Genomic DNA, 13,751 nt, shown 5'->3' on the forward strand with positions numbered 1-13,751 from the left:
GTTGAGATCCGCTCCCGCTCCGGCTTTCATTGCATCAACGTGGAGTATGTCAGCACCTGCAGATTCAATTGTTTTTGCCAGTTCCTCGTCATCCACAACATTTGCCCTGATCTTTACCGAGAGTACAACACCCGTTTCCTTGATCAGGCGAATCCATTCCGTAAGGCGCGGGAGATCTTTCATCAGTGCTTCCCCTGCGCCGATTTCGATCATTTCTTCTTGCCTGCAATGTGCATCAAGCTCAAGAATCCCGCTTGCTTCCCTGATCATATTTGCGGCTTCAATTAAAGGCTCAATTGAGGTACTTCTCAGATTGAATCCAGCAGCTCCGGATACTTCGGTCTTCTCAATTTCACTTTTCAGGAATTCAAGTGGATTGTCAGATACAAATTCTTCTCTTCCTCTGGATTCAATTCTTTTTGCAGCTTCATTGGTTGCAGCATCCAGATTATATCCTCCAAGTATCACCAGCCCGGCGTTTTTGCCATAGCGGTTTGCAAATGAGCTATCAGTTTTACCCGCCATGGAAGCGATAGCAATAGGGTTATTAAATGAAATGTAACCGCTCTTTATGTCAAATAATTCGTCAGTCACGATAAAATCCTCTGGAATCTTTACTAATGAGACATGTAGAGGATGCAGCGCCCTTTATTTAACTTTTGTCAGGTGCACAGGGAAAAAACAATACAACGGAAAGTGATCATTTCAGGTCTACCCTTTATCCTGTGTGCATGTAAATAATGCATTCACAGATATTGCAGGTATGATCAGCAATACAGAGAAGACCTTTTGTGAAAGTAAATAGTGAACCTAAAACGATAGGAGAGGACATGAACTCATTCAATTTGCATTAGGTCTTCGCATTAGGGCCGGATACCAAGTTTAACATCCACTGTTATCTTTTCGCCTTCCCGATAAATAATAAGCTCTATAATCTCACCTGGTCTTTTGCTATTGACATAGGATATTATTTCGTTCGTGGTATACATAGAAATATCATCAATTCCCACAATGATATCTCCATTCACAAAAACGGGTTTCCCGTCGATTACTTTTTCCTCAGCGGCTATTAAGCCGGCTTTGTCGGAGGGTCCGTCTTCAACTACATCCACCACCATCACTCCATTTGCTGCTTCATTACTGAGTCCCATATATTCAGCAGCAAGAGGGTCCACCTCCAGCATACGGATTCCCAACCATGAGTGTTCGTATTTTCCCGTAGCTATTATTGAATCAGCTACCTCACGTACACGGTTTGAAGGAATTGAAAACCCAACGTTATCTCCGCCTTTTGCACGGTTGATTCCGATTACTTCTCCCGAAAGGGAAAGTAAAGGACCACCTGAATTGCCGGGATTTAGTGCGGCGTCTGTCTGGATCACATTAGACATTGAAAATCCTTCCTCGGTGGGGAGGGTTCTTCCAGTCGCGCTGACAATTCCCTGCGTCACGCTTCCTTCAAGACCGAAAGGGCTTCCGATTGCAAGCACAATCTGTCCGGGACGGACTTCCGATGAGTTGGCAAGCTTAAGCGGGGATGGGTTTAAATCTTCGTCATAGGGTATGGTGGATATTTTCAGGACTGCGATATCCGAATACCTGTCTCCTCCCACGATCTCAACAGTATTGCCCTATCCATTGATGAAATAGACTTCCACGGTATCAGCATCTTCGATCACATGTTGGTTTGTGACAATGTGTCCAGAGTCATCATAAAGGAACCCGGATCCACCTGTAGTAAATTCGACCCCGTTGATTTTTCCTTTGGCCCTCACGGATACCACGGAATCTTTGGCTTCAGCATAAAGTTTTTCATAAATTTCAACTGAACTTGTATTGAAGTTGATGGATGACTCTAATCCATTGCCAGAGTTTACATCAACCTGTTTTCCGCTGTATAACATTGCTGTAAAAGTCATGCCGATTACAAAACCAATTATGAGTATTGCAAACACAGTAGCATAATTGGTATGTTCGTCTCCCATGATCCGCTCCCTTCTTCCGGAGATATTACTATTACGAGTCTGTTTCAAAACATAAATGCCACTTCTTCTAATTATAGTTTGAGGGGTATTGAAATGGAATTTAGAAAACTTTCTGATAATCAATGGGAATTTATTAAATCTATTCTACCGCCCAGCCAATAAACTGGTTAGGAGAAGAGCTGATGACCACAAGATCATCAATGGTTATTCTCTTTGTTTTAATTGCAGGATGTATGAAGAGATATGCTAAATGAACCAGTATTGAATGATTATTGGTTTAAGATGGGGAGAAGATTAGCAAGCAGATATGAAAGACTCAATGCATTTTTTTAGGGGATTGCTGGATATTGCATGTTTCATGTTATACTGGAAAAATTATAAGAACAAGTTAGGAAACAGTTTCATCATAAAAATGGTAATAGGTTAACTGAGTTTAGGGGAAGGTATTTCCTCAGAGCAGTTATATATATCAATACAAAAAATCATTTTCCTACGTGCAATTCTAAAATATTTCACATATCTAATAACTTCTCTGACAGTCTCAAATTAAAGCTTAATTAGAAAATGGGCATAAAATAAAGCTTTAAAATCATAAAATAAAGCTTTTAAAGATACAATGGTTGATTCATAAAAGTATGCTTATATATTCATCTTGTCAAATGGCACGTATTAAATGATTTTGGAATAAAGGAGGAAAGTTACTATGAACATCAATAATAAAAAAATATTTGCATTATTCGCTTCAGTCTGTATGCTGTTAACAATTCTTCCGGCTGCGGCTTTACACGAAGGTAATTTGAATAATGTAACTGTTAATTCTGCGGCTCAGGTTTTTGCGAGAAACGCATCAGGAGCATCAGGAGGGTCCGCAGTTACTTTAATGGCTGACCCACAAATTATGAACAGGGATCGCATCCAGTACTCAAAACAGTTACAGCATGAGTCGCTTAAAGCAAGGAAAGATTTGAACAGGGCAAAGGCAATGTTCAATAATGGGAGTGCAACGGAAGAAGACATTTTCAATGTTTCAAGGGATTACCTTAACACCACCATTGACTACATGATAACCAGCCTGAATGAAACAAAGACTGTTCTCAAGGAGAACAACGGAGACGAAGATCAGATAGAACTTCTTGAGAGTTACATCAAGGAACTTGAAGAAGCAAAAGAAAGTCTTGAAGACGCAGAAGATAGAAAAGATCTTGCAGATGTTGCCAAATCGGTACGTGATATCTGGAAAGATGCACACAAAGATATCAATTTGTCAAGGGCTGTCCACATTGTAAGAGGTCTGGAGGCTTATCTTGTCAAGGCAGAGAGGACTTCTGAACGACTGGACTTTGAAATAACAAGATTAAACGAAAGTGGTGTTGATACTTCCGGGGCAGAGGAATTGCTCGGAGAGTATAATTCTCTTGTTGCAGAAGCAAGTGAATATCTTGATCTTGCAAAAGATAACTATCAGGCAAATACAACAGAAGCTGCTGCCTATGTTCAATTGGCAATAAACAACATTAAGGAAGCAAATACAATACTTCGAGATCTTCTTGGGGAAATAAAGGATCAACGTCCAGGGTATGCTAAATTTGCAGGTCCAGGTGTTGTAAATGCAGAAGGTGATGGTACTGCAGTTCTTTCCGGGGATCTGGATATTGAACTTTCTGCCACAAATGCAACTCTAGTTGTGAAGGATCTTGCAGGGGATGCTGTCGTTGATGTGGAAGGTGAATATGATCTCTTCAACGGCGGAGAATCCCGTGGTGAGGGCGTACCCTCTCAGGTATATCACAATTTCACAGGTAATGCTTCCATCTCAGGATCGAGGCTAACTGTAATGGTTCATGGCTTCGACATATCTTTTGAGGGTGAAGGCATGGGAAGTGTAATGCTTTCAGGTGAAGGCTCTTGTGAAATTAATGATGAAAATATCTCTCTCCAGAGTTTTGAATGGGCTAACGTAGTTGATGATGAGGGAGACGACGAGGACCATGAGAATGATGAAGGGGATGAATCAAACGAAAATGAAACTGAGGATATGGAGTGATTGAAGTGGCATCAGCTCGCTTTATTTATCTTTGTTTCATTATATGCGCAGTTGTTCTCATTGCCGGATGTGTCGGAAATGATGAGGCAGCGACAGAATCCGCTGCAGTTTCTCCCGCAGATTCAGTTTCTGATTATGCGGATAAGGTACTTGCTGAAGAAGGAGCGGCGTTGACTGATGAGGAGCTTGCTTCTCTTGAAGAAGACATTGCAGAACTGGAAGTAATGCTTGAAGATCTAGAATATGATTCAAATCTGACTCTGGAGGAGTTTTGAGTCCTCCATCTTTTTTAATTGGGTAAATATAAATGCCATGCAGAAAACCTCTAGCTAGGTATGGTGGTGTGAACAATCTCAAGGAGATAGTCAAATAGTATAATGCTCAGTAAAAAACGATAAGAATGATGTTTATATTTACCGTTGTTCTATTGTTCATGTGGGCCTTTTATTTGCGGGTCTTATAAGGTTGGCGAAGTCAAACTATCAAATGATTTATATATAATTACAAATCAATTTGTGTCAACTTAGTATGAGATTTCATTTATCTTTGATACTATGAGGTAAATCATGAGGAATATGCTAAAAACCACCGTATTACTGGCGACACTTACTGGCTTGCTGGTGATCATTGGTTCTTACTGGGGTACCGGAGGAATGGTCATTGCGTTTGCATTTGCTCTCCTGATGAATTTTGGTACCTATTGGTATAGTGATAAAATCGTTCTTAGGATGTATCATGCGAAGGAAGTTACTGAAGCAGAAGCGCCACAAATTTACCGCATAGTGCGTAATCTTGCTCATTCTGCGGGTCTTCCCATGCCGAGGGTATACATTGTCCAGACTTCAATGCCCAATGCATTTGCAACGGGCAGGAATCCCGATCATGCGGCAGTAGCAGTTACAACTGGTATTTTAAAGCTTCTTTCCGAAGAAGAACTCGAAGGCGTACTTGCCCATGAAATGGCCCATGTGAAGAACCGCGATACCCTGATAAGTGCAGTAGCTGCTACAATTGCCGGTGTTATTACTATGGTGGCAATGTGGATTCGCTGGGCTGCAATTTTTGGCGGTATTGGTGGAAGGGATGGCGATAACAATATTGTCGGTTTCATTGCAATGGCCATTATAGCACCAATTGCAGCAACAATAATTAGGCTGGCAATATCCCGATCTCGTGAATTTGCAGCAGATGCTGAAGGTGCTCGTATTTCACACAAGCCATTGGCTCTGGCAAGTGCTCTTGCAAAACTGGAAGCAGCTTCATCAAATTACAGGGCAAGTCCCTCTGATGTGAAGCCCTCTGAGAGTACTGCACACATGTTCATTGTCAATCCACTTCGGGGCAGTACCCTGATGAACCTGTTCAGGACACATCCTCCTACTGAGGAACGTATCAGAAGACTAAGGCAAATGTAAATTAAAAAGTGAGTGAAGTCTGGCCCGGTTCAGTAATGTGAATTATCCGGACCTCTCTTTTTTCTAATTCCTGTGAGATAAAATGCCGATGACAATATCTCGGATTCTTCTCAGCACACATTAAAGCAATTCCTGTATTTTCGTTGTTCGCTTTTTCTATTATTGAATACAGTACAGAGATGGCATCTCCAAAATCCGCTGATTCCATGAATTTTTGATAGGGAATCATGCGAATTCCACCGATTTGTGGGCAGTGCACGTATTTCAATTCCCTCTTAGGTAGTTCTGCCATAAGATATTCCAGATTAAATTCTTCTCTTTCTGAATGTGGATAACTGCGTACATCAATTAGATGGGATATTCCATGTTTTCTGAGTAAGCCTATAAATTCTTCAAAGCTCCGGTTTCCATATCCTATCGTATAGCAAATCATAGAATTTCCAATCCTTTAGAAATTTATACTGATTTCATTTAACTCTCCATGATTCTGCTTCATAACGATTAAATCTTGTGGCTCCTCCACATCTTTTCTTTTTCGGGTTCATTATATTGATCGAAATATTGCTTTATATCAATCTTGACCATAAGTATTCACGAATTATCCTGATTATATCGTAAGCAGACTCTGCAAAGAACTGGTTTTGTTATTGGTCTTCTACTCGATTTTATCTTTATAGTTTCTTTTCTATTACTTTAATGAACCTTTTACTGTAATATGATTATGTGTAATTTTGAATCGTGGTAACATGGAAAAGGTGGCACTTTTTATGCATATATAATGGGATAGGGGGCTGATTATAGAAGATTATAAGATTAGTAAACTACTGAATAGAAGCAAGAATTAAAAGCAGTTTTTATACCACCACAATTCTACTTTTACAAACTTGCTCATTTTTTCCTTTTATCAATTAATTTCCGCAATGAATTGATTTTTTACCATTTTCACCTATGATAACAACCGTTGGTACCACATGGCATGCAATAGAAGCTAATTCCTCCATCTCATTCCACGAAGGTACGGGATCTGAATAATCTTTAAAAGGAAGATCAAAATCAGGATTACTCAAAAATTGATACAGAAGAACTTCCGAAGCCCCCTCTAACAATGGAATAACCTTCTCAAATCGTTTTCCTGTTACATAGCCGGGAATCAAGCGTATCCATATTCTGAGCCATTTATTCTTTGCCAATTCAAGGGATTTTGAAAGATTTGCTACATATTTATCCACTCTGTCCTCAGGCATTCCGGTTAATTCCGCAAGGGAAGCAGTATCATCCATTGGTGCTTTCAACTCAAGAACAAAACCTTTCACATAGGGCATTGCTAGCTCCAGAACTTCAGGTTTCATGCCATCAGATTTCAATAGCGTTTCGACACCAAGCCGATCCAGTTCTTCGATCAAAGACATCAAATCTTTTTGGATAGTGGGTTCTGCACCTCCAAGAAAAACCTTTTGTGCATCGGAATCTCTGACAAAATCTATAATCTGATCAATCGAATACTCTTCAAATGGCTGGGTAATGTGTACACAGTATGGACATTTGAGATTACAACCAAAAAATTCCAGTCTTACTTCACCATTGTTTTCAGATAAGTTAATTAAACGCATTGCTATTACCTCTATTTACAATTACCAGACAATAGACTACAAAAACACTGTGCTTAACATAAATATAACCAGGGGATAAGCTATAAAAGCAGAAAAGCTAAATGTAGGGCAATCACGTCAATAATGGTGTAATAGCATGCTAAAAAAGCTTACTCTGGAAGACCTCAAAAGAAGTAAAGATAAACAACAGGCATCAGACTCGAGTGATATCCTAGAAGGACTTTACGATCTCATTATCCCGCCGGGAACGCCATCATATATAATATATGATCTGGTAGAGGAATTTGATCTCGAGCCCCTTGAACGCAAAATTAATGTGAATATCGTGGAATGTGAGGAAAGGGAGGTAATTGTATTAAGAGGTAAACTTGAAACTGTTCAGGAAGCCGAAAAATACCTTCATCAGGAACTCAATGCGTACGTGAATTCTGATTAATGAGATTTAATACCGGTAATAATGTCTTTCTCAAAGTCAAACACACATGCTTTCTTACCTTCGTACTCAATTTCAAGCTGCAGGGATGACGTGATTACCCCTACTTCAGTAGCAGTAATCCCTACGTCTTCGAAAGCTTTAATGCAATCACCTACTTTATCCGGCTTTACTGTTACAACATAACCCGTGGCAGGGTAAATTTTCAGCCACTGAACCAGAGGCATGGATTCTGGAGATGGTATTTTACTTAGATCGACCTTTGCACCGACGCCACTGGTTTCACAAAGCATTCCAAGAGTACCAATTGTGCCAGGATTACTGATATCTTTACCGGCAGTCACCAATCCGGCTTCTCCAATATCCTTCATAACAAGATAGCGTGCTTTTACAGTTTCAGCATCCTTAAATGAAGTAGTATCCCAGCTGTAAGGCGAATTTTCTCCCACCTTGCCATCAAGATCATAGGCCAAAATGATTGCGTCTCCTGCGGATGCGGTATCACTGCGGATAAGAGAATCCTTGCGGGCAATACCTATTATGGCAACAGCAAGTGAATTATACGGAGTATCTGGATGCATATGTCCACCGACCATGGGAACACCGAACTTGCGAATACCTTCACGCATGCCTTCAAGCATCTCATTTGAAACATCCTCATCACTTGAAGACATGACATTCACCATCGCAAGAGGTCGGCCCCCCATCGCGGAAATATCATTTACATTTACAACAATTGAAGTATATCCTGTCCACCAGGGACTTGCATCTACTATTTTTCCCCATATCCCGTCTGCCGCAAAAAGAATTACCTCGTCGCTGCCAATATCAATTACCGCAGCGTCATCTCCCATATCCACAATAGTTCCAGAATATTCCGACTGCACATCCTCAAACATCCTAGCAATATCCGCAATCGGTTTCTTGCGGACAACCCCTTCAAAATTGCAGAGTTCATGGGCCAAATCATCAAGATTCAAATTATACACCTTTGCAGGTTAGTTTTCAGGATCTTTTTTCGCATGTTTGTGGCTTTCAATCTTGATAAGATTTCTACGCATTTCACTCATCTGAGATAGATCCTTCCCAAGAAGACCATATGCATCGGAGCGACATTGTCTGCAGTGGCTCATCTGCTTTACATACGGTTCACAGGCATCCTGAATAGCTTTTCTCTCTTTGTTCGTAGGAGGTCTCAGGTCTGCAAATGTTGCCTGCGCAATGAGAGGCATAACATTCATGATGTAAATACCCATTTCACTTAGTTTTTTAGCCACATCTATAATATGATCATCATTGATTCCGGGAATGAGTACAGTATTAATTTTTACAACAAGACCTGCTTCCACAGCTTGTTTGATCCCTTCAAGCTGGTTTTCAAGAAGAATCGAAGCACCCTCCACTCCGTGGTAAACCTTGCCGTCATAAACAACATGATCAATAATTTTAGCACCTATTTTGGGGTCGATTGCGTTCATAGTCACTGTCAGTGTTGAAACTCCGACTCTCAAGATGTCCTGCATTTTTTCGGGAAGTGATAGACCGTTTGTGCTGAGACAAAGCGTGACATCAGGGAACTCGTTTTTGACTAACTCAAATGTCTCAAATGTCTCGTCATTAGCAAGGGGATCTCCGGGCCCTGCTACTGCAACAACCTTGATGAAAGGATACTCTTTCAGAACCTGACGACTTTTTTCAAAAGCCTGCTGTGGAGATAAGACTTCACTGGTAACCCCCGGTCTGCTCTCGTTAACGCAGTCGTACTTACGATCACAGTAGTTGCACTGGATATTACATTTCGGTGCTACTGCCAGATGCATCCGCCCGAATTTGTGCTGGGCATTTTTATTATAGCAGGGATGTTCTGCAATTCTTCGGTGAACATCATCGGTAAAATTTACCTCTTCGCACTTTTCTGGCAGATTATCAGTTTTTTCAGACAAAATATATCCTCCATTTTTAAGGCGTGAACTTATTGGAGCAGCCATAGATATAAGTTTGGGAAAACTTTAGTCAAAACCGTCAATCTGGCACCACTTGCCTTCTCCTTCCCATACTTTCACAGAAACCCGATAAGGCAAGGCATCAGATAAACGGGCATGGATAGCCTCGCAAAGATTTTCCGAACTTGGAAATTCAAGAATGTCGTTCAGCAAACGGTGATCATATTCTTTCAGGATTTTACGCACAGTACTTTTGATGTCATAGAAATCCATTACCATGCCAGTTTCCTTTTTCTCACCTTCAATCACAATTTCGGTCTTATACGTGTGACCGTGCACCACTCCGCAGGTTTCATGCCCCGGAAGATAGTGTGCACTGTCAATGTATTCAATAATTCCGAGTTTCATCTTTGTATTTGCATTTGTCATTATAAACACCCCCACATCTTGTGAGTCTGGGGAATTATACGTGTATCTACAATGTCCAGCAGACGATATTGGCAATCCAGCAAAAACGATGGGCTGGCAGCCATGTGTTCCTGTGTCACCGGCTGGAGAATGACACAGCTTAGATATCTATGAATATCCTCGATAATTAATATTAAGTCATCCATAGACGTTTTTGAGGTAACAACCACTTTACAGAAACAATCACGACAATCCGTATTGCGAAGAATGCTGAAACATTTTATTGTGTTTTTTAGATGTAACTCTAATTCATCCTCCGGTAAACCTGGATCAAGTTTGACATCACCTGAAACATAACTAACTTTATCTTTTACTTTCCTAGCCATGTCCGGAAGTGTCATGTTGCTTTCAAGATAAAGCGGAACATCGGTTGAGAGGGCTGAAATAAAATCAGCATTGAGTAACGGCTCGCCACCGGTAAGAGATACTGAATGAATTTTGTCGTAGGATTCAATCAACTTATCCACACTTGCAGGACCCATTGGATTTTTCACATGCAAGAATGAAATGGGTTTACTAGGGGATTCGTACTTGCAACTGCCCGGAGGCGCAACGGGAGTATCACAGTAACTGCAATTAAGGTTGCAACCTGAAAATCTCACAAACGCCTGTCGGACTCCTACATAGGGTCCCTCGCCCTGCACGGCACAAAACACTTCAATCAGGTTTGCTTCCTGGATCAAAATACCCCCAATTGTCGGGATTTTCTTAAGTCGGCTTCAATGTCTTCTATTTCAAAAACATATTTTTTGGAAACCACATCCATCAGGTTCACTGCTTGCTTCTCGGTCATGCCAGCATCCTTAAGATTTCCATAGAAATCATGGGAGACATTTACGCCAAAATGTATTTTTTGGGAAATAGCAGAAGTGCTTGCTATTGATACCGACAGTTTCTTTCCATCTACGAAAAGATCGTCCCCCTTCCGTTCCACTGCGATTCCTTTATCTGTTAGCACTGAAGCAAAAATAGTAGCTAGCAAGCGTTGTCTGGCATAAACAAGTTTAAGATCGGTAGAATCAAAGTGTTCCACTATAAAATGCAGCATGTCCGGCGATTCAATCGATTCGTTTTGCCTGCGGTCTTCCAGATCAATCATATGCTCAGGGAAAACATCACATGCACCCCTGAAAGCGATTATTGAATCAGATTGGATTCCAAAAGCCGAATAGGCCCAGAGTGATGATATTTGACTACCGTCGTAATCGATTCTCTTATCCATGACATAAGCTTCTATCATTGGCTTATACCCTCCGTTTCAGCAAACAGTGGATCAGCCCTTCCGATTTTTTCAAACGCAAGAGAGCGTCTTTTACAGCTTTCACAAACCCCGCATGGATCAGGACCTGATGCATAACAACTCCAACTCCATTTAAGCGGTGCATCATTTTCCAGAGATGTTTTTACGATAGATTCTTTATCCATGCCGAGCAATGGAGCATAAACTTTCACGCCTTTAAGAGTAGAATATGTGAAAAAAAGGTTTGCGGCATCCACAAATTTAGGAGAATTGTCTGGGAAAGTCGCTGCTTCTTCTGCATTGAAACCGACAATAATAAATTCACAATCCATTGTTTCAGCGAAACATGCTGCAATATTCAGCATCAAACCATTGCGATTCGGAACCCACACTGATGCTGCAGTTTTTGTTGCTGTTTCAGAGAAAAGGTCCTTAGTCGAAGGTTCAGGTAATGATTTCTCTTTGTTCACAAGAGATGTAGTTGTTATAGCTTCCAGCCAACCAAGCTGGATGGTTTTGTGGATGATGTTATAGTGATCACATATTTTTTTAGAAAAGGATTTCTCAATCGCTGCGGAACGTTGACCATAATCAAAAGTTAGTGCAAGGGCGATGTCCATTTTTTTCTTTGCAATCGCAAGAGCTGCTACTGAGTCCAGCCCACTGCTCAAAAGACATATCCCTTTCAAAATCAATCCTCCGGCTATTACCCCAGTATTCTTTAAAGGTTATTTATAGGTATCTAACCTTATAAATGACAATAGCCTTCATATCGTTCCATCGGATGATTTATAACAAGCGAATTATAGATCGAAAGGAGATATAATCCATCTACTACATTATACAGATGTATTATTTTTGTGTACCTGCTCTCCTATATTAAAACATTTTGAGATTTTCACCAATTCCGCTTTCAATAGCTCTTCTGTATACTAAATTACCGACAGCAACATCCTGTATAGCAAGGCCGGTTGAATCAAAGATAGTAATGTCTTTCTCTGATACCCTCCCCTTCTTCAATCCTGTTATAACTTCACCGATTTCACAACAAATCATATCTTCAGTGATTATACCGGAGCTAAGGGGAACATTTACTTCACCTGAATGGAAAGCCTGAAGCTTGTCATCTACCACGACTCTTCCTCTTTTTAGTATTAAAGGGTCAAGTTCTTCCTTTCCCTGAGCATCTGCCCCGATAGCATTTATGTGTGTACCTTCAGCGATCCACTCTTCTTTGACTATAGGATTCCGGGAAGGAGTTGCCGTAACCACTATATCAGACTGGCAAACATCCGAAATTGTTTCGGCAACTACAACATCACATGACAATAATTTCTCAGCAAATGAAACAAAAGAATTTGCTGACGCACTACTTCGCGTATAAACTTTCACACACTCAAGGTCAAAGCTTTCAGACAAGCCCAGCAACTGGCATCTAGCCTGGTTGCCTCCACCAACAAAACCTGCAACTTTTGAATCTTTTCTGGCAAGATGTTTTGCCGCAACGCCACCAGCAGCACCTGTACGCATATTCGTAAGATAGGTGGCATCCATGATTGCCAGCGGTGCACCGGTTTCTGTCGAATTGAGAACAAAAACAGCCATCACTGTCGGCAATCCTTTTTTCCTGTTTTCAGGATGCACATTAACAATTTTGACTCCTGCAATGTCATCTTCTTCCAGAAACGCAGGCATTGTACGTAAATCGCCATTGTGTTTAGGGAAATATAGATATGGTTTAGGAGGCATTTGAACTTTCTTTTTTCCATGTTCCGCAAATGCCTTTTCTACCGCGTCCATTGCAGAAGGCATGTCAAGGACCGCCTTCACATCATCCTGATTAAGCCAGAGAATATCCAGTTGAACACCCCATAAGGGTTTATTGTACGACAGGTATAAAAGATCTGTTTTAGAAATGAAGTATGCAACCATGAGCAAGTATGAAGACGAATTGAGAATTTTGGCGGTTGCAGCAGAAGACCTCCGTTATCTTTTGAGCAAAGGGTATCCCAGAGCAGGAGCGCTAAAGTTTGTGAGTGATCACTATCGGCTTTACTCGAAACAAAGGCATATATTGAACAGGACTGTCATAAAACCGGACATTGTGGAAAAAAGAAAAAACAAGATAATCGAGTGTGACCAAATACCCGGGAAAAGCCTTGCTATTGATGGCTATAATGTGCTCATCGGAATAGAAACCGCATTGGAAGACTATACACTATGGGTTTCAGACGACGGGTATGTGAGAGATATTAGAGGAAAATTCAACAATTTTAAGATGACAGATACCACAATTATTGCAATCGATAAACTCATGGAAATATTGCACCAGAATCAACCTTCCCGGACAACAATTCTCCTTGACAGACCCATGAGCAACAGCGGGAATCTAGCAGTTCTTTTGAGAAAAAAAATGAAAGAACATCGTATTGAAGGCGATGCACTCACTTCAGATCACGTGGATTATGATTTGAAAAACATTCAGTCAGACATAATTGCAACTTCAGATGGAATAATTATTGACAGTGTGAGCAAGGTTGTCGACATTCCCGCATGTTTTACAAAATACTGGGGAATAAATTTATAGCAGATACCTGCAACGTCAGGTTGATG

Annotated in this window: 16 protein-coding genes and 1 pseudogene; 5 read left to right on the forward strand and 12 right to left on the reverse strand. The window is 40.8% G+C overall.

Annotated elements, in window-relative coordinates; translation table 11 throughout:
• From PWQ49_RS03605 to PWQ49_RS03615, 3 genes and pseudogenes are all read right to left on the reverse strand, one after another.
• Positions 1–594: pseudogene (locus tag PWQ49_RS03605) on the reverse strand (methanogenesis marker 9 domain-containing protein); the annotation flags it as partial.
• Between the two features lie 269 nt (positions 595–863).
• Entirely contained in the window at positions 864–1,613 is a 750-nt protein-coding gene (locus tag PWQ49_RS03610; RefSeq protein WP_300607962.1) for a trypsin-like peptidase domain-containing protein, read from the reverse strand.
• An 18-nt stretch (positions 1,614–1,631) separates the two neighbouring features.
• Complete coding sequence (locus PWQ49_RS03615; RefSeq protein WP_300607965.1) at positions 1,632–1,985, reverse strand: S1C family serine protease; 354 nt, start codon at positions 1,983–1,985, stop codon at positions 1,632–1,634.
• Between the two features lie 703 nt (positions 1,986–2,688).
• Between PWQ49_RS03615 and PWQ49_RS03620 the strand changes: the two genes are divergently transcribed.
• The 3 genes from PWQ49_RS03620 to htpX all read left to right on the forward strand — a co-directional run bounded on the left by PWQ49_RS03620 (position 2,689) and on the right by htpX (position 5,444).
• A complete protein-coding gene (locus PWQ49_RS03620) occupies positions 2,689–4,029 on the forward strand; it encodes a hypothetical protein (RefSeq protein WP_300607968.1) in 1,341 nt (446 codons plus the stop codon).
• Complete coding sequence (locus tag PWQ49_RS03625) at positions 4,026–4,304, forward strand: hypothetical protein (protein ID WP_300607970.1); 279 nt, start codon at positions 4,026–4,028, stop codon at positions 4,302–4,304. Before PWQ49_RS03620 ends, PWQ49_RS03625 begins: the two co-directional genes overlap by 4 nt.
• Positions 4,305–4,595: 291 nt before the next feature.
• On the forward strand, positions 4,596–5,444 hold the full coding sequence (gene htpX, locus PWQ49_RS03630; RefSeq protein ID WP_300607974.1) for a zinc metalloprotease HtpX: 849 nt from the start codon (positions 4,596–4,598) through the stop codon (positions 5,442–5,444).
• Between the two features lies 1 nt (position 5,445).
• Here htpX and PWQ49_RS03635 read toward each other — a convergent pair whose 3' ends face one another.
• A complete protein-coding gene (locus tag PWQ49_RS03635; RefSeq protein WP_300607977.1) occupies positions 5,446–5,877 on the reverse strand; it encodes a DUF488 domain-containing protein in 432 nt (143 codons plus the stop codon).
• 475 nt (positions 5,878–6,352) lie between these two features.
• Entirely contained in the window at positions 6,353–7,054 is a 702-nt protein-coding gene (locus PWQ49_RS03640; protein ID WP_300607980.1) for a radical SAM protein, read from the reverse strand.
• Between the two features lie 136 nt (positions 7,055–7,190).
• On the opposite strand from PWQ49_RS03640, the gene PWQ49_RS03645 reads away from it, so the two are divergent.
• Entirely contained in the window at positions 7,191–7,490 is a 300-nt protein-coding gene (locus PWQ49_RS03645; RefSeq protein WP_300607983.1) for a hypothetical protein, read from the forward strand.
• Here the strand turns inward: PWQ49_RS03645 and PWQ49_RS03650 are convergent.
• The 7 genes from PWQ49_RS03650 to ala form a co-directional block, all read right to left on the reverse strand.
• A complete protein-coding gene (locus tag PWQ49_RS03650; RefSeq protein WP_300607986.1) occupies positions 7,487–8,467 on the reverse strand; it encodes a methanogenesis marker 2 protein in 981 nt (326 codons plus the stop codon). The two genes, PWQ49_RS03645 and PWQ49_RS03650, sit on opposite strands and share 4 nt — an antisense overlap.
• A gap of 18 nt (positions 8,468–8,485) precedes the next feature.
• Positions 8,486–9,433 (reverse strand): nitrogenase cofactor biosynthesis protein NifB, encoded by a 948-nt coding sequence (gene nifB / locus PWQ49_RS03655; RefSeq protein ID WP_300608291.1) that lies wholly within the window; start codon positions 9,431–9,433, stop codon positions 8,486–8,488.
• 63 nt (positions 9,434–9,496) lie between these two features.
• A complete protein-coding gene (gene queD, locus PWQ49_RS03660) occupies positions 9,497–9,859 on the reverse strand; it encodes a 6-carboxytetrahydropterin synthase QueD (RefSeq protein WP_300607989.1) in 363 nt (120 codons plus the stop codon).
• On the reverse strand, positions 9,859–10,581 hold the full coding sequence (locus tag PWQ49_RS03665) for a 7-carboxy-7-deazaguanine synthase QueE (protein ID WP_363321803.1): 723 nt from the start codon (positions 10,579–10,581) through the stop codon (positions 9,859–9,861). Before PWQ49_RS03665 ends, queD begins: the two co-directional genes overlap by 1 nt.
• Complete coding sequence (locus tag PWQ49_RS03670) at positions 10,578–11,135, reverse strand: DUF366 family protein (protein ID WP_300608296.1); 558 nt, start codon at positions 11,133–11,135, stop codon at positions 10,578–10,580. The genes PWQ49_RS03665 and PWQ49_RS03670 overlap by 4 nt, the downstream gene beginning before the upstream one ends.
• A complete protein-coding gene (queC, locus tag PWQ49_RS03675) occupies positions 11,135–11,827 on the reverse strand; it encodes a 7-cyano-7-deazaguanine synthase QueC (RefSeq protein ID WP_300607991.1) in 693 nt (230 codons plus the stop codon). Before queC ends, PWQ49_RS03670 begins: the two co-directional genes overlap by 1 nt.
• Before the next feature lie 190 nt (positions 11,828–12,017).
• Positions 12,018–13,070 carry an alanine dehydrogenase gene (gene ala / locus PWQ49_RS03680; protein WP_363321804.1) on the reverse strand — a complete coding sequence of 351 codons (1,053 nt, stop codon included), beginning with the start codon at positions 13,068–13,070 and terminating at the stop codon, positions 12,018–12,020.
• On the opposite strand from ala, the gene PWQ49_RS03685 reads away from it, so the two are divergent.
• The gene (locus tag PWQ49_RS03685; protein WP_300607994.1) at positions 13,069–13,725 is read left to right on the forward strand and encodes a DUF434 domain-containing protein; all 657 of its coding nucleotides are present in this window, start codon (positions 13,069–13,071) and stop codon (positions 13,723–13,725) included. The genes ala and PWQ49_RS03685 overlap by 2 nt on opposite strands.
• Positions 13,726–13,751 lie beyond the last annotated feature (26 nt).

The organism is Methanohalophilus sp. (genome assembly GCF_030156785.1).
In the GTDB taxonomy this organism is placed as follows: Archaea; Halobacteriota; Methanosarcinia; order Methanosarcinales; family Methanosarcinaceae; genus Methanohalophilus.